Annotated in this window: 12 protein-coding genes; 2 read left to right on the forward strand and 10 right to left on the reverse strand. The window is 66.7% G+C overall.

What is annotated here, in order from left to right; genetic code table 11:
* The first annotated feature begins 21 nt into the window (after nucleotides 1–21).
* Nucleotides 22–2,322 carry a RelA/SpoT family protein gene (locus FWJ47_RS08260; protein WP_147106707.1) on the forward strand — a complete coding sequence of 767 codons (2,301 nt, stop codon included), beginning with the start codon at nucleotides 22–24 and terminating at the stop codon, nucleotides 2,320–2,322.
* On the opposite strand, the gene FWJ47_RS08265 is transcribed toward FWJ47_RS08260, so the two are convergent.
* The 7 genes from FWJ47_RS08265 to lipB form a co-directional block, all read right to left on the reverse strand.
* Nucleotides 2,277–3,026 (reverse strand): hypothetical protein, encoded by a 750-nt coding sequence (locus FWJ47_RS08265; protein ID WP_147106710.1) that lies wholly within the window; start codon nucleotides 3,024–3,026, stop codon nucleotides 2,277–2,279. The two genes, FWJ47_RS08260 and FWJ47_RS08265, sit on opposite strands and share 46 nt — an antisense overlap.
* A gap of 41 nt (nucleotides 3,027–3,067) precedes the next feature.
* Nucleotides 3,068–3,526: a Holliday junction resolvase RuvX gene (gene ruvX / locus FWJ47_RS08270; RefSeq protein WP_147106713.1), complete on the reverse strand. Its 459-nt coding sequence runs from the start codon at nucleotides 3,524–3,526 to the stop codon at nucleotides 3,068–3,070.
* Complete coding sequence (alaS, locus tag FWJ47_RS08275) at nucleotides 3,526–6,222, reverse strand: alanine--tRNA ligase (RefSeq protein ID WP_147106717.1); 2,697 nt, start codon at nucleotides 6,220–6,222, stop codon at nucleotides 3,526–3,528. The genes ruvX and alaS overlap by 1 nt, the downstream gene beginning before the upstream one ends.
* Nucleotides 6,223–6,330: 108 nt before the next feature.
* Nucleotides 6,331–6,963, reverse strand: coding sequence for a 30S ribosomal protein S4 (gene rpsD, locus FWJ47_RS08280; protein ID WP_147106720.1), 633 nt, complete (start codon nucleotides 6,961–6,963; stop codon nucleotides 6,331–6,333).
* Between the two features lie 198 nt (nucleotides 6,964–7,161).
* A complete protein-coding gene (locus tag FWJ47_RS08285; protein WP_147106723.1) occupies nucleotides 7,162–7,968 on the reverse strand; it encodes a DUF4191 family protein in 807 nt (268 codons plus the stop codon).
* 37 nt (nucleotides 7,969–8,005) lie between these two features.
* Complete coding sequence (gene lipA, locus FWJ47_RS08290; protein WP_147109203.1) at nucleotides 8,006–8,986, reverse strand: lipoyl synthase; 981 nt, start codon at nucleotides 8,984–8,986, stop codon at nucleotides 8,006–8,008.
* Between the two features lie 56 nt (nucleotides 8,987–9,042).
* A complete protein-coding gene (lipB, locus tag FWJ47_RS08295) occupies nucleotides 9,043–9,798 on the reverse strand; it encodes a lipoyl(octanoyl) transferase LipB (protein WP_147106727.1) in 756 nt (251 codons plus the stop codon).
* 83 nt (nucleotides 9,799–9,881) lie between these two features.
* Here lipB and FWJ47_RS08300 point away from each other — a divergent pair, with 83 nt between their 5' ends.
* Nucleotides 9,882–10,847: a protein kinase gene (locus FWJ47_RS08300; protein WP_147106730.1), complete on the forward strand. Its 966-nt coding sequence runs from the start codon at nucleotides 9,882–9,884 to the stop codon at nucleotides 10,845–10,847.
* Between the two features lie 18 nt (nucleotides 10,848–10,865).
* Here FWJ47_RS08300 and sucB read toward each other — a convergent pair whose 3' ends face one another.
* From sucB to FWJ47_RS08315, 3 genes are all read right to left on the reverse strand, one after another.
* Nucleotides 10,866–12,659: a 2-oxoglutarate dehydrogenase, E2 component, dihydrolipoamide succinyltransferase gene (sucB, locus tag FWJ47_RS08305; protein ID WP_147106733.1), complete on the reverse strand. Its 1,794-nt coding sequence runs from the start codon at nucleotides 12,657–12,659 to the stop codon at nucleotides 10,866–10,868.
* Between the two features lie 43 nt (nucleotides 12,660–12,702).
* The gene (gene lpdA, locus FWJ47_RS08310; protein WP_147106736.1) at nucleotides 12,703–14,070 is read right to left on the reverse strand and encodes a dihydrolipoyl dehydrogenase; all 1,368 of its coding nucleotides are present in this window, start codon (nucleotides 14,068–14,070) and stop codon (nucleotides 12,703–12,705) included.
* Between the two features lie 92 nt (nucleotides 14,071–14,162).
* Complete coding sequence (locus FWJ47_RS08315; protein WP_147106739.1) at nucleotides 14,163–15,716, reverse strand: leucyl aminopeptidase; 1,554 nt, start codon at nucleotides 15,714–15,716, stop codon at nucleotides 14,163–14,165.
* Nucleotides 15,717–15,740: the final 24 nt, after the last annotated feature.

Consider the following 15,740-nt stretch of genomic DNA (forward strand, 5'->3'; position numbering starts at 1 on the left):
AACGCTTAGAATAATCAGATCATGACGCGCCCCTCCCGGTCGGTGGGCACCCTGGCCCACTCAGAAGACTCCCCGCTGCTGGAGCCGCTGGTGCGCGCGGTCAAAGCGAATGACGCCAACGTCGACCTCGACCTGATCCGCCGGTCCTTCGACGTCGCCCACCATCACCACGACGGGCAGAAGCGCAAATCCGGTGACCCGTACATCACCCACCCCGTCGCCGTCGCGACCATCCTCGCTGAGCTCGGGCTCGACGGCCCCACCCTGGCGGCTGCCGTGCTGCACGACACGGTGGAGGACACCGAATACTCCCTCGAGCAGCTGACCAAGGACTTCGGCGAGGAGATCGCCCTGCTGGTGGACGGGGTCACCAAGCTGGACAAGCTGAAGTTCGGCGACGCCGCACAGGCGGAGACCGTCCGCAAAATGGTCCTGGCCATGGCCAAGGACATCCGGGTGCTGATGATCAAGCTGGCCGACAGGCTGCACAACGCCCGCACCTGGCGATACGTGCCGGCGGAGTCCAGCGCCCGCAAGGCCAAGGAGACCCTGGAGATCTTCTCCCCATTGGCCCACCGGCTCGGAGTCAACACCATCAAATGGGAGCTCGAGGACCTTTCCTTCGCGGCGCTCTACCCCAAGGTGTATGAGGAGATCGTTCGGCTGGTGGGGGACCGCACCCCCCAGCGCGAGAAGTTCCTCGCCGAAGTGCGCGCCACGATCGCCGATGACCTCAACGGGGCGAACATCGCCGCGACCATCACAGGCCGGCCGAAGCACTACTACTCGATCTACCAGAAGATGATTGTCCGCGGAAAGGAGTTCGACGACATCCACGACCTCATGGGGGTTCGTGTGCTCGTCGACTCGGTGCGGGACTGCTACGGCGCCCTGGGCGCCCTGCATGCCCGGTGGAACCCCCTGCCCGGGAGGTTCAAGGACTACATCGCGATGCCGAAGTTCAACATGTACCAGTCCCTGCACACCACCGTTCTGGGACCTTCCGGCAAACCCGTCGAAGTGCAGATTCGCACCTATGAGATGCATCGCCGGGCAGAGTACGGCGTCGCCGCCCATTGGAAGTACAAGGAGGACGGCACCACGTCCCCCGCCCCGCTGAACGCTGAGGGCGGGGCCGCCGTGAGCCCGGGCCAGGCCCAGGGGGCTGCGCTTCAGCAGTCCCAGGCCACCGCCGACATCGGTTGGCTGCGGTCCCTGGTGGACTGGCAGTCCGAGACCAAGGACCCCGACGAGTTCCTCGACTCGCTGCGCTACGAGATCAACGCCAAGGAGGTGTTCGTCTACACGCCCAAGGGCGAAGTCATCTCTCTGCCCGCCGGCGCGACACCGGTTGACTTCGCCTACAGCATCCACACCGACGTGGGGCATAAGACCATCGGGGCGCGGGTCAACGGAAAACTCGTTCCTCTGAACTCGGAGCTGCAGCACGGCGACTGGGTCGAGATCTTCACCTCCAAGGCAGAGGCTGCCGGACCCTCCAACGACTGGCTGCTGTTCGTGAAATCGCCGCGGGCCCGGAACAAGATCCGGCACTGGTTCTCCAAGGAGCGCCGCGAGGAGTCCATCGAGCGCGGCAAGGAGATGCTCACCAAAGCGATCCGGAAGTCGAACCTTCCGCTTCAGAAAGTGATGAACCCGGATGTGCTCTCCGCCGTCGCATCCGAACTGCACTACACGGACATCTCCGGCTTCTATGCGGGCGTGGGGGAGGAGCACGTCTCCACCCAGAACGTCATCGATCACCTCAACGGTCTCTTCGACACAGAGGACGCTGAGGACGAGGAGCACGACACCACCCCCATCACCTCCCCGTCACCTCGGCCGGCGGAGTATTCAGACGCCGGCGTCGTCATCCAGGGGACCGGCAACGTGCTGGCCAAGCTCGCCCGCTGCTGCACCCCGGTGCCCCCCGACGAGATCGAAGGCTTCGTCACCCGAGGGCAGGGCGTCTCAGTGCACCGTGCGGACTGCCGCAACGTCAGCCAGCTCCGGGAGCAGCCGGGCAGGCTCGTGGAGGTCGAGTGGGCGCCCACCAAGTCCTCCGTCTTCCTGGTCGAGATCCAAGTCGAAGCCCTGGACCGAAAGTCGCTGCTCTCAGACGTGACCAGAGTCCTTGCCGAGTCGCACGTCAACATCCTCTCCGCCACCGTCCAAACCTCGAAGGACCGAGTGGCGGTCTCCAGGTTCAGCTTCGAGATGGGCGACCCCCGGTACCTCAACCACGTGCTGAACTCCGTCCGCCGGATCGACGGGGTCTATGACGTGTACCGGACCGTCGGCAAACGCCGCGAAATACACTGATCCAACAGTTCCGCGATCCGTCCGACGCGCCCCTTCTCACCGTGCTCCGAGCGTTTCGTGCGCTCCACCATCCTCGCCGCCATCCCCTCAAGGTCTTCTACCCCCTCAAGCAGCCTGCCGATGAGGCAGAGCCGATGGTGCAGCACCCGCTGCTCATCCTCTCCCGGCACAAACACGTCATCCTCCTCGCCGGCCCTCGAGGGCCAGAACAGCAGATCCTCGCGGAGCCACCCGTGCGCGTCCACCAGACGGTCCGCCGGTCTGCGCGTGCCCATTGTGCCCACGCCGAGAAAGATGTCCTCAGCAGTTCGCTCGGGGGTGGTGAGCGCCATGCCGGCAGCCTGCATCTGCTCAAGCGGATTCAGCGGCACCTTATGCACCTGCCAGAGCACAGGCTCCCTCAGGTTGGGCCTCGGGGTCGCGTCAGGGGCGATGATATGGATCCGCTGAGGCGCGGGCCGTCCCAGGTGCACCCATGCCGCCGTCTCGCCGCAGAGCACTGCCGCGGAGCGAATCTGCGCGCCTAAGAGCGCTCGGGCAGCGCGTGCCCGGGTGCCGCGGGTGCCGGACTCAGCAGCGGGGGCGAAGACGTCGCCCAGCACCGGCCGGAGTGCGCCCTCCGAGGCGAGCGACTGCAGCTCAGCGGCAGTGAAGGGGGAACCGGGACGGTAGAGCCGGCCGCGTACGGCCTGTGCAGTGTGCATGGCGTCAGCATTCCGTCCGAAGAGGGACTCCGCAACGGGGGTCAGCCGTTCCTGTGGAAAACTTCCAGGGCGTGGGTGAGAATCTCCACCGCGGCTGCTTGGTCGATGCTGTCCCGCTGGTTCCTGGCCTCGATGCCGGCCTCACGCATCTTGCCCTGTGCGCTGACCGTGGAGAGCCGCTCATCCACCAACTGCACCTGAATTGCGAGCTCCGCCTCGGCCAGCGCTCGTTCGAGCTCTGCCGCGTAGTCCCGAGCCTTCTGCGTCGAGGGCGTCTCAGCCCCTGAGAGCGAGAGGGGCAGGCCCACGTAGACGATACGAGCGTCCCGGTCCCGGGCTATCTTCACCAGCATCCGGATGTCGGAGCTTCTCTTCGCGTCCCGACGCAAAGTCATCACGGGTGTGGCGACCAGTGCGTCAGGGTCGGTGGCGGCCAAGCCGACGCGAGAGTCGCCCACATCCACCGCAAGATGGACTCCCGGCCGGCTGCTGCCGCCCATCAGCCGCGGGCGCGGACGGCGCCGACGACGGCCTCGAGGGCTGCCGGGATCTGGGAGGGGTCCTGGCCTCCGCCTTGGGCGAGGTCAGGCTTTCCGCCTCCGCCTCCGCCGAGGATCCCGCAGGCGGTCTTCACGAGGTCGCCTGCCTTCAGTCCCTCCTCACGGGCGGCCTCAGTGGTTCCGATGACGATGACGGGACGGCCCTTGGACTCTCCGGCAGCCGCCACGACGGCGGCCCGGGAGCCGAAGCGCTGGCGCAGGTCCATCACCAGCTGGCGCAGGTCATCACCGCTTGCCGTGCCGGCGCTGTGGGCGACCACAGAGACGCCGTCAGCGTCGACAGCCTGCTCGACGAGCTGGCCAGCGGCGGCGCGCAGCTGTTCGCCGCGCAGCCGCTCCAGCTCGCGCTCGGCCTCCTTGAGCCTGCTCAGGGTCGTCGAGATGCGGTCGGGCACCTGGTCGGCGGGCACTTTCAGCATGTCGGTGAGCTGGTTGACCAGCGTCCGCTCTGCGGCGAAGTGACGAAAGGCATCGAGCCCGACCAGCGCCTCGACCCGCCGATTGCCCGAGCCCACGGAAGCCTCAGACATGAGCGCGAGAGTGCCGACCTCGGCAGTGGAGGCCACGTGGGTGCCGCCGCACAGCTCACGGGACCAGGGGCCGTTCATCTCCACGACGCGGACCTGGTCGCCGTACTTCTCACCGAACAGCATCATCGCGCCGAGGGCCTGAGCCTCGTCCAGTGACATGCTCTTGGTCTCCACCGCGTAGTTGTCGCGGATGGCGAGGTTTGTGATCTCCTCCAGCTCCTGCCGGGCGCCGGGGGAGAGGGCCTCGTCATGGGTGAAATCGAACCGAAGGTACCCCTCCTTGTTGAAGGAGCCGGCCTGGACAGCCTCAGGTCCCAGCACGTCGTGCAGGGCGGCGTGAATGAGGTGGGTGGCGGAGTGGGCCTTCTGAGCGTCAAGGCGGCGGCGGACATCGATCGCCCCCAGCGCCTCGGCCCCGGCAGGCACCTCACCTTCCAGCACCCGGGCCCGGTGGACGGCGAGCCCCTTGACCGGGGACTGAACGTCAGTGACCTCCAGGGTGAATCCGTCCCCGGTGATCCGGCCGGTGTCCGGCGCCTGCCCGCCTGCTTCGGCATAGAACGGCGTGGCGTCCAGGACGATCTCAATCTCCTGGCCGGCCGAAGCGTAGGCTGCTGCCGCCCCGTCGACGATCACCCCGCGGATGCGGGACTCCGTGGTGTGCTCGGTGTACCCGGTGAAATGGGTGGGGGTCTCCTGCACAAGCTCCCGGTAGACCTCGGTGTCGGCATGGCCTGACTTCTTGCCTCTGGCGTCTGCTCGGGCACGCTCACGCTGCTCCGCCATGAGCTCGCGGAACGTGTCCTGGTCGACGTCGACACCGGCCTCCTCCGCCATCTCCAGGGTCAGGTCGATGGGGAAGCCGTAGGTGTCATGGAGGGCGAAGGCGTCGTCGCCGGAGAGGCTGCGGCCCTCAGACTGAGCGGTCTGCACCGCCGAGTCCAGGCGCTCCGTTCCCGCCGCGATGGTCCTCAGGAACGCCTGCTCCTCCTTCTCCGCAACACGGTGGATGGTCTCGAAGCGCTGCTCCACCTCCGGGTAGACGCCTTTCATCGCGTCCCGGGAGACCGTGATGAGGTCCGCAAAGACGGGATCCTCCACACCGAGCAGCCGCATGGCCAGGATCACGCGGCGGATGAGCCGACGCAGGATGAACCCGCCGGCCTCGTTCGAGGGGCGGACGCCGTCGCTGATGAGCATCAGGGCCGAACGGACGTGGTCGGCGATCATACGCAGCCGGACGTCCTTGGCGTGGTTGGGGTCCTTCGGGTCCTCCGTGGAGGTGTAGGTGACCCCTGCGAGCTCAGCAGCACGGTCCAGCACCGGACGGACCTGGTCGGTCTCGTACATGTTCTCCACGCCCTGCAGCACCATAGCCAGGCGCTCCAGTCCGAGGCCGGTGTCGATGCTCTTGCTCTGCAGCGGACCCGCCACCTCGAACTCCGTCTTCGAATGGACCGCGGAGAGGCGGTACTGCATGAAGACGAGGTTCCAGATCTCCACGTAACGGGTCTCGTCGGCCGCGGGGCCGCCCTCCACGCCGTAGGCAGGGCCGCGGTCATAGTAGATCTCGGAGCAGGGGCCGCCGGGGCCGGGCTGGCCGGTGGTCCAGTAGTTGTCCTCGGGGCCGAAGCGTTGGATGCGCTCCTCGGGGACGCCGACCTCGTCGCGCCAGATCGCGTAGGCTTCGTCGTCCTCCTCATAGACGGTGACCCACAGGCGCTCAGGATCCAGTCCGAAGCCGCGCAGCCCGTCCTCACCGTCTCCGTGCGGGGAAGTGGTCAGCAGCTCCCAGGCCATGGGGATGGCCCTCTCCTTGAAGTAGTCGCCGAAGCTGAAGTTGCCGCACATCTGGAAGAAGGTGCCGTGCCGGGCTGTTTTGCCGACCTCTTCGATGTCTGCGGTACGGATGCACTTCTGCACGGAGACGGCTCGGCTGTACGGCGGGGTCTCAGTGCCGAGGAAGTAGGGGATGAAGGGAACCATGCCTGCCACGGTGAACAGCAGGGATGGGTCAGGAGAGATCAGCGACGCCGAGGGGACCTTCTCGTGCCCCTTGGCACTGAAGTAGTCGTACCACGTGCGGGTGATGTCCTCAGACTTCACTGATCCTCCAAGTCATTCAACAACGGTGCCGTGCAAGTTTAGCGGGAATGCGAGAGCCCGCCGCCCCGGAGGGGAACGGCGGGCTCTCGGCTCAGGCTGTGAGCAGGATCAGCGGGCGTAGTACTCGACGACCAGCTGCTCTTCGCAGGTCACGGGAACCTCTGCGCGAGCGGGCTTGCGGACCACGGTGGCCTGAAGCTTATCGAGCTCCACGCTCAGGTAGCCCGGAACGTCCGGCAGCACTTCCTGGTGAGCGCCGGCAGCAGCGACTTGGAAGGGCTCGAACTTCTCAGAGCGCTCGTGGACCTGGATGACCTGCCCGGGCTTGACCCGGTAGGAGGGGCGGTCCACGCGCTTGCCGTTGACGGTGATGTGACGGTGGGTCACGAACTGGCGGGCCTGGGCGATGGTGCGGGCGAAGCCGGACCGCAGCACCAGGGCGTCGAGGCGGGACTCCAGCAGCTCGATGAGGTTCTCACCGGTGAGGCCCTCGGACTGGCGCTTGGCCTCCTCGTAGTACCGCAGCATCTGGGACTCGCGGATGCCGTACTGGGCGCGAAGCTTCTGCTTCTCGCGCAGACGCACTGCGTAGTCGGAGTCGGTGCGGCGACGGGTGCGGCCGTGCTGGCCGGGGCCGTAGGGGCGACGGTCCAGGTACTTCTGGGCCTTGGGGGTCAGCGCGAGGCCGAGGGCCCGGGAGGCCTTGACGGTGCGGCGTGCGCGCAACGGGGTCTTAGGCATAGAGATGTCTCTTTCTGCTCATTTACGACGGCATCGTGTTTATCGCGCCGCGCACAGCAGTGTCATGCGCGGAACCTGGCCTCCGGAACAGAAGAGGAATCTGAAGGAGAGCTCGAGCTGCCGATTGCTCGGTGACTACGACGACGGGACGCACCCGTGCCTGCCAGACAGCGTTCAAGTCTACCAGGTCAGGGGGCCTCAGCCGCGCAGCGCCTTGCGGTCCGGGCGTGCACGGTATGGGTCCACGCCCTTGGGGATCGGCGGCCGGGCCGAGGGCAGCGCCGACATGCGTTTGTCCACCTCGTGGACCTCATGCTTGGTGAGCTTCTTGTCCAGCTTTTTGATGTGCTTGGAGAGCTTCGGCAGCGGGACCTGGTTCTCGCCGCGGCCGGTCTGGATGATGTGGACGGGGACCTCATCGCGCAGCACGGGCTTGAGCCGCTTGCGGGTCTTCTCGCTGAGCTTGTGGGCACGGCCCGCGGGCCCCTCGGTGACGAGGATGACGCCGGGCCTGCCGATCACCCGGAAGACCGCGTCCTGAGTCTTGGGGTCCATCTGGATGGGCTCCTCCTCGACGATCCAGCCTCGGCGCAGGGTGCCGAGGGCCGCGGCGGCGGCCCCGGGCCGTCCCTCAATGCGCGCGAACGCCGCCTTCTCGGCACGCCGATTCATCACGATCATCGCTGCCAGCAGGGCGGTGGGCAGCCCTACGAGAAGACCGGTGATCCAGTTCAGCAGCAGCGTGGCCAGCACGAAGGCTGCGGCGAAGGTCAGCAGGGCGGCCAACGCCATCCACCACCCGATGTTCGGGTCATAGGTGCGGGTCATGTTGAAGACCTGTTTGATGCGGGAGAAGAAGCCGTCCTGGCTGTTCTTGCTGCCCTTATTGGTCTTCTTACGGGCCTTCTTCTCAGCCTTCTGACGCTTGTTCTGCTCGCGCAGCTGCTTCAGCTCGGCCTTGGCCTGCTCTTTCGTGAGAGTGGGGGAGGAGTCGGACTTTGCCATGATGCTTCCAGACTACCGGATCGCTGGGGCTGACCCGCTAGAAGCCTGCCGCGACCAGGGTGGAGGCTTCCTGCTTGGTCTGGCCGGAGGGCTCGATGTGGGCAAGCTCGGCGGGGATCTCGAACCCCTTCTTCTGCATGGCCTTGGCCCAGAGGGAGCCGGCCCGGTAGGAGGAGCGGACCAGCGGTCCGGACATCACACCGAGGAAGCCGATCTCCTCTGCCTCCTGGGAGATCTCCATGAACTCCTGGGGCTTGACCCACCGGTCCACGGGGAGATGGCGGGGAGTGGGGCGAAGGTACTGGGTGATGGTGAGCAGGTCGCAGCCGGCATCGTGAAGATCGCGCAGCGCCTCGGAGATCTCTGCCCGGGTCTCGCCCATCCCGAGGATCAGGTTGGACTTGGTGATCATTCCGTGGCGCTGCCCCTGGGTGAGCACATCCAGGGAACGCTCGTAGCGGAAGGCCGGGCGGATTCGGCGGAAGATGCGCGGCACGGTCTCCACATTGTGGGCGAAGACCTCAGGCTTGGCCTCGCAGATTCCCGCGATGTTCTCCTCCCTGCCGGAGAAGTCCGGGATGAGGATCTCCACACCGGTGCTGGGGTTCAGCTCGTGGATCTTGCGGATGGTCTCCGCGTAGAGCCACACGCCCTCGTCGGCGAGGTCGTCGCGAGCCACGCCGGTGACCGTGGCGTAGCGCAGCTGCATCTCTGCCACGGACTGCGCCACCTGCAGCGGCTCCATCTCGTCCAGGGCGGCGGGGCGCCCGGTGTCGATCTCGCAGAAGTCGCAGCGACGGGTGCAGGCGGAGCCTCCGATGAGGAAGGTGGCCTCTCGATCCTCCCAGCATTCGAAGATGTTGGGACAGCCGGCCTCCTCACAGACCGTGTGCAGGCCGGCTCCGCCCACACGCTTCTTCATCGCGGCGAACTCGGGCCCCATCTTCACCTTGGTGCGCATCCATTCGGGCTTGCGCTCCACGGGCACTGCGGCGTTCTTGGCCTCCACCCGGAGCATCCGGCGCCCCTCGGGGGCGATGGAGGAGGGGGCTGAGCTTGCTGGTACGCATCCGCTCACGGGAGGACACCTTCCTTTGGGATCGAGGTGGAGCAGGCAGTGAGGACGACGTCGTCCCCGACGGGCGCCTGCACAGTGCTGTCCTGGTCAGAGCTGTCTTTGACCAAACGCGGCAGGACGGACCTCAATTCCTGCTCCACGCGGTCCACTGCATCGGAAGGGGTGACGGTCCGGCCGGTCTCCCGCGTGATGGAGGTGGTCTCAGCATCGTCAATGCCGCAGGGAATGATGTTCTCGAAGGGAGCCTGCTCGTTCGAGCAGTTCAGAGCGAAGCCATGCGTGGTGACCCCGCGGTGGTTGCGGACGCCGATGGCAGCGATCTTGCGATCCGGCACGCCCGCCGCCGGGTCGCCGAGGATCCACACCCCGATGCGGCCCTCCACCCGGGTGGAATCGATGCCGTAGTCCTCTTTGAGCACCTTCATGATGACGTCCTCCAGCGCACAGACGTACGCCTTGATGAGAGTCCGGTGCTTCAGATGCAGGATCGGGTAGCCGATCAGCTGGCCCCGGCCGTGCCAGGTGATCTTCCCGCCGCGGTCCACGTCCACCACCGGTGTGCCGTCACGGGGCCTCTCGTGCTCCTCTGTGCGTTTGCCGGCGGTGTAGACGTCGGCGTGCTCCAGCAGCAGGACGGTGGACCGGGATGGATTCTCCATGACCTCATCGTGCAGGTGCTTCTGAAGCTCGAAGGCCTCCGCGTAGTCGACCAGATCCGGGTCGAAGCCGAGGCGCCGGTATTCAAGAGCCATGCGAACCACTCTACGCCTTCCGGGGCGCGGGGCAGGTGTGGAAAACGTCTGCAGAGAAAACGGATCTGCTGGATGCTGTGCCTATGACGCTGATGACGCAGGAGAGCCCGAGGACGCCGATCCCTGAGCCGCCGCGGGTGGCCGGGCTGGTCAATGAGCGGCTGCTGGGCATCGGTGGTCGGTGCGCGGTCTGGCAGGTCCGTCGGCAGGACTCGGGCACCTCTGGCTGCCTGTGGGTCTCCGGAGGCGACATCGTGCCCGAGGTGCTGGCGCTCAAAGTGCCTCTGGCCTCCCCGCGGAGCGCTCCTGCAGCCCACAGCCTTCGGGCTGAGCTGGATGCGATGCTGCCCTTGGCTCATCCGCACCTGGTGAGAGCCTGGGGGATCGCCTTGGACACCGGGCGGGGTGGTCGGGGGCTGCTGCTGGATTCGGCCGCTGCGGGCTCCCTGGCGAGCATGATCGCCAGGACCGGGAGGCTCACGCCTTCGCAGCTGGTCACTGCCCTCAGCCCCGTGGCGGATGCCTGCGCCCATCTGCATGCTCAGGGCGCCGCACACGGGGACATCTCGGCGGCGAATATTCTCCTCACCCCTGAGGGACGGCCCGTTCTGGCGGATCTGGGCGATGCACATCTGTTGGGGATGGGCGAGCAGGACCATGACGCCGAGCAGGACGTCCGGGCTCTGGCGAGGGTCGCTTGGCGGGCTCTGACGGGGGAGGAGCCGGGTGAAGGACGCCGCCGCACACCGCTGCAGGTGATCTGTCCCGATGTCATGGATGGGCTGGCGGACCTGCTGGAGCAGTGTTTGGAGCTGCCTGACTCCGAGGTGCCTCAGGCGGGCGAGTTTGCGGCCGAGCTCTATGCCTGTGCAGCGCCGGAGCCGTTGGACCTGTGTGCGCAGGCGGATGACGCTGTTCTCGCGGAGGTGCCCACCGTGCTGCCAGGGCATCTACGCGCCACGGATGCAGAACGGCGCCGACGAGGGACCCTCGTCGGCGCCGTCTCAGCGCTCAGGCGTCTGCTGATGCGTGCCCGGCTCCGTGCGTGAAGGCCGGGGTGTCGCTGCTCAGAGTCCCAGCTCGCCTTCGAAGTTGGCGTCCTCAAGGCGTGACTTCAGGGTCTGCAGGAAGCGACCGGCGTCTGCCCCGTCCACCAGCCGGTGGTCGTAGGTCAGCGCCAGGTACATCAGGTGCCGGATGCCGATGCTTTCGTTGCCGTCAGCATCGCTGACCACGGCAGGGCGCTTCTCTATGGAGCCGGTGCCGAGGATGGCAGCCTGGGGCTGGTTGATGATCGGCGTGTCGAACAGGGCGCCGAAGGAGCCGAGGTTCGTGATGGTAAAGGTGCCGCCGGTGAGCTCCTCAGGGGCGATGCTGCCCTTCCGGGTGCGTTCCGCGACGTCGGAGATCTTCTTGGCCAGACCGCCGAGGTTCAGCTCCCCAGCATCCTTGACGACGGGGACGAAGAGCCCCTTATCGGTGTCGACTGCCAGGGCGAGGTGCTCGGCATCGTGGTAGGTGATCTCCTTGCTGTCCTCGTTGTACTGAGCGTTGAGCACCGCGTGCTGCTTCAGCGCCTCGGTGACCGCCTGTGCGATGAACGGCAGGTAGGTCAGCTTGACACCGTTCGCCTCCTGGAAGGAGCCCTTCGCCTTGGCGCGGAGGTTCACGATTCGGGTCATATCGACCTCGTGGACCTGGGTGAGCTGCGCGGACACCTGCAGGGACTCAGTCATCCGCTGAGCGATCACCTGGCGGATGCGGGGAGCCTTCTCGGTGGTTCCGCGGCGGGAGGTGTCGACCTCTACCTTCGGGGCAGGCTTCGCGGACCCGCCCCCGGAGGGCTGGGAGGGCTCGTGGGACTCGGCCGCGTCGAGCACATCCTGTTTGCGGATGCGGCCGCCGACCCCGGTGCCCTTGATCTGCGAGAGGTCCACGCCCTCCTTCTTTGCCAGCTTGCGGACCAGCGGTGTCACATAGCCCTCGGCCGAGGTGTCGTCGGAGGACTTCGGAGCCGAATCCTCCTGCGGAGCAGGCTTCTCTTCGGCGGGCGCTTCCTGCTTAGGCTGCTCCGGCTCCGGCTCGGGTGCGGGCTCCGGCTGGGAGGTCTCCTCGGCGGGAGTCTCCGACTCGGGCTCCTTCTGCTCCTGAGCGGGCTCGTCCTTGGGCTCGCTGCTGCCGGAGGAAGCCGGGGCGCCGGAGCCCACGAGCGCGAGCACAGCACCCACCTCGACGGTCTCGTCCTCGGAGACCTTCAGCTCTTGGACAGTGCCGGCCACGGGGGAGGGGACCTCGGTGTCGACCTTGTCTGTGGAGACCTCGAGCAGGGGCTGGTCCACCTCGACCTCGTCGCCCACTTCGACGAGCCAGCGGGTGACGGTGCCCTCGGTGACGGATTCGCCGAGCGCCGGCAGAGTGACTTCCTCACCGTCGCCGCCGGTGGAGCCGGTGTCCGCAGCGGGGCTGGACTCTTCGGGCTCCGCCTCAGCACCTGCGGCCTCGCCGGCCGGGGGAGCAGCTTCCTCGACAGCCTCCTGAGTCTCCTCAGGCTGCTCAGCCTCTGCGGCGGCCTCCTCCTGCTCCTCGGAGCCGGAGTCTCCGGAGCTCTCATCGGATGCGCCGGAGCCGTCGCCGATCTTCACCAAGGGTGCACCGACCTCGACGGTCTCATCCTCATCGACGAGCTTCTCCTCAATGGTGCCGGCCATCGGCGAGGGGACCTCGGTGTCGACCTTGTCCGTGGAGACCTCCACGATGGGCTGGTCGACCTCGACCTCCTCTCCGACCTCGACGAGCCAGCGGGTGACGGTGCCTTCGGTGACAGACTCACCGAGGGCGGGAAGGTTCACAGTCTCAGACATGATGTCCGGCTCCTAATCGATATGGGTGGTCGACGAGTGGTCGTTATCCGTGGAGGGGGTGGCCGAAGAGCGCCATGGCGGCTTCGCCCAGCGCCTCGTTCTGGGTGGGGTGGGCGTGGACCAGGGTCGCCACATCCTCCGGGTAGGCCTCCCAGTTGACGATGAGCTGAGCCTCGCCGATCTGCTCGCCGATGCGGGTGCCGATCCCGTGCACGCCCACGATCGGGCCGCCCTTCACGGAGATCATCTTGATGATGCCGCCGGTGCCCAGGATGGAGGACTTGCCGTTGCCGGCCAGGTTGTACTTGATGACCTCGATCTGGTCCTTGCCGAACTGCTCCTCAGCCTTGGGCTGGGTGTAGCCGATGGACATGATCTCAGGCTCGCAGTAGGTGACCTTGGGAATGTTGATGTCATCGACGACCATCGGGCTGTTGCCGGCGATCTCCTCGGCCACAAAGATGCCGTGCTGATAGCCGCGGTGGGCCAGCTGCAGGCCCGGGACGATATCGCCGATCGCGTACACATTGCCGAGGCCGGTGTGGAGGCGCTCGTCGGTGATGACGAAGCCGCGGTCCAGGGTGAGGCCCTGGTCCTCGAAGCCCAGCCCTTCGGTCACGGGCCCGCGGCCGACTGCGACCAGGCAGATGTCCGCTTCGAAGGTCTTGCCGTCCTCAAGGGTGACCTTCACGCCGTCGGCGGTCTCCTCCACATCCTTGAAGAAGGTGCCGGTGCTGAAGGTGATGCCCCGGGACTTGAAGGTCTTCTCGAGCTGCTTGACGATGTCCGGGTCCTCGTTGGGAACCAGAGAGGGCGCGCCCTCGATGATCGTCACGTCGGTGCCGTACGAGGTCCATGCGGAGGCGAACTCACAGCCGATCACCCCGCCGCCGAGCACGATGGCTGACTTGGGGGTCTCCTCCAGCTCGAGCGCCTCGGTGGAGGTGATGACCTTCTCGCTCAGCGGCAGGCCGAAGGTCTTGGAGGTGGAGCCGGTGGCCAGCACGATGTTCTTGGCGGAGTACTTGGTGCCGTCCACCTCGATCTCGGTGGGCGAGACCAGCTTGCCCTCGCCCTCGATCACCTCGATCTTGCGCATCTTCAGCAGGCCTGAGAGCCCTTTGTGCTTGCCGGCGACGATGCCGTCCTTGTACTCCTTGACCTTGGCGAGGTCCACGCCCTCAAAGGTGGTCTTCACCCCGTACTTCTCAGACGCCTTGGCGTCATCCGCCAGCTCAGCCGCGTGGAGGTAGGCCTTGGTGGGGATGCAGCCGGTGTGCAGGCAGGTGCCGCCGAGCTTGGACTTCTCGATCAGCCCGACGCTGAAGCCGTGCTGCACAGAGCGCAGGGCGGCCGCGTAGCCGGCACTGCCTCCGCCGAGGACCAGGACGTCGAATTCTTCAGCCACGATATGTGCTCCTTGCGTGAGACGTTTCAGGGGCTGGATCAGCCTCTTCGCTGCCAGTCAGCCTATCAGTGAGATTCCTCACCAATGGGGTCTGCTCAGGCCTTGGTGAGGCCCTCCAAGTAGGTGATCAGAGTGCGGACGGTGACTCCTGTGCCGCCCTTGGGGGTGTATCCGTAGGCGCCCTTATCGTTGAAGGAGGGCCCTGCGATGTCTACGTGGGCCCAGGGGATCCGCTTGGTCTCCGGATCGAGAGCCTTGGGATCCGCGTCGGCGCGGTCGCCGACGAACTCGCGCAGGAACGCCGCCGCGTTGAGCATGCCGCCCTCTCGGGCTCCGGTGTTGGTGAGGTCTGCCACATCAGAGCGGAATCCGGTGAGCGCCTCTTCGGGGATCGGCATCCCCCAGAGGGACTCGCCGGAGACGTCGGCGGCTTCGACGAGGCTGTCGCGGACACCTTCCGAGCCCATCACGCCGACAGTGCGGCTGCCCAGGGCGATCATCTGGGCGCCGGTGAGAGTCGCGACGTCGACGATGGCGTCCGGCTGCTCCTCCGAGGCGGCGACGATGCCGTCAGCGAGGACCAGACGGCCCTCAGCATCGGTGTTGAGGACCTCGACGGTCTTGCCGCCGTAGATGGTGATGACGTCCTCGGGCCGCTGGGCGGTGGAGGAGGGCATGTTCTCGGCCAGGCAGAGCCAGCCGGTGACCTTGACAGGCAGGTTGAGCTCAGCGGCGGCCAGCACCACAGCCACCACGGTGGCAGCGCCTGCCATGTCCAGCTTCATAGTGGTCATGGCGTTGGCGGGCTTCAGCGAGAGACCGCCGGAGTCGAAGGTGATGCCCTTGCCGACCAGCGCGATATGGGCAGCGGGCCGGGACGGGGAGTGCTCGACGCGCACGAGCCGGGGGCCTCGGGAAGAGCCGCCGCCGACTCCGAGCAGACCGCCGAAGCCGTCCTTGGCGAGGTCTTTGTCGTCCCATACCTTGAGCTTGGCCTTGGTGCTCTTGGCTGCCTTGGCGACGGTCTCGGCGAAGGACTCCGGGTAGAGGTGGCTCGGAGGAGTGTTGACCAGGTCGCGCACCGCGCGGACGGCCTGACCGACGACGCCGGCGCGGGTCACCGCAGCCTTGGTGTGCTTATCCTTCAGCTCAGTCAGCACCGCGATCTCAGAGGCGGGAGTCTGGCTGCGAGCCTCCTCGCTGCCCTTGAAGTGCGGGAAGCTGTACGCGCCGATGGCCGCGCCCTCGGCGATCGCAGAGACCTGCTCGATGGTGGCGGCGGGCAGGGCCAGCGCGATGGAGGAGGCGGAGGAGAGCTGGCGGGCGGCTGACCCTGCCGCCCTCCTAAGCGCTTCCAGGGAGACGCCGCCGTCAGCTTCGCCCGTCAGCTGGCCGACGCCGATCAGCACGAGGGTCTCGGACTTGAACCCGTCCACACCCGGCAGGCGCAGCAGCTGATCTGCAGCCCCGGAGGCGCCGAGTGCCTTCAGGGAATCGGCGACGCTCCTGGCAGCCTTGTCCGCCAGAGGATTCGGCAGCAGCACGGGCCCCTCGGGGCCCTTCGCCACACCGAGCACCAGGGCGTCGGCGTCGACCTTCTCGACGGCGGAGGACACAGCGGACACAGTGGGCTTGAAGTCGTTGATCACAGGTCCGATCCTACTCACACAGGA

The organism is Nesterenkonia populi, from assembly GCF_007994735.1.
GTDB lineage: Bacteria > Actinomycetota > Actinomycetes > Actinomycetales > Micrococcaceae > Nesterenkonia > Nesterenkonia populi.

Coding starts and splice junctions, on each gene's coding strand:
- FWJ47_RS08285 (WP_147106723.1), bottom strand. CDS start 7,968: ATGGCAAAGTCCGACTCCTCCCCCACTCTCACGAAAGAGCAGGCCAAG.
- FWJ47_RS08265 (WP_147106710.1), bottom strand. CDS start 3,026: ATGCACACTGCACAGGCCGTACGCGGCCGGCTCTACCGTCCCGGTTCC.
- lipA (WP_147109203.1), bottom strand. CDS start 8,986: ATGCTCCGGGTGGAGGCCAAGAACGCCGCAGTGCCCGTGGAGCGCAAG.
- sucB (WP_147106733.1), bottom strand. CDS start 12,659: ATGTCTGAGACTGTGAACCTTCCCGCCCTCGGTGAGTCTGTCACCGAA.
- rpsD (WP_147106720.1), bottom strand. CDS start 6,963: ATGCCTAAGACCCCGTTGCGCGCACGCCGCACCGTCAAGGCCTCCCGG.
- lipB (WP_147106727.1), bottom strand. CDS start 9,798: ATGGCTCTTGAATACCGGCGCCTCGGCTTCGACCCGGATCTGGTCGAC.
- ruvX (WP_147106713.1), bottom strand. CDS start 3,526: ATGGGCGGCAGCAGCCGGCCGGGAGTCCATCTTGCGGTGGATGTGGGC.
- FWJ47_RS08300 (WP_147106730.1), top strand. CDS start 9,882: ATGACGCTGATGACGCAGGAGAGCCCGAGGACGCCGATCCCTGAGCCG.
- FWJ47_RS08260 (WP_147106707.1), top strand. CDS start 22: ATGACGCGCCCCTCCCGGTCGGTGGGCACCCTGGCCCACTCAGAAGAC.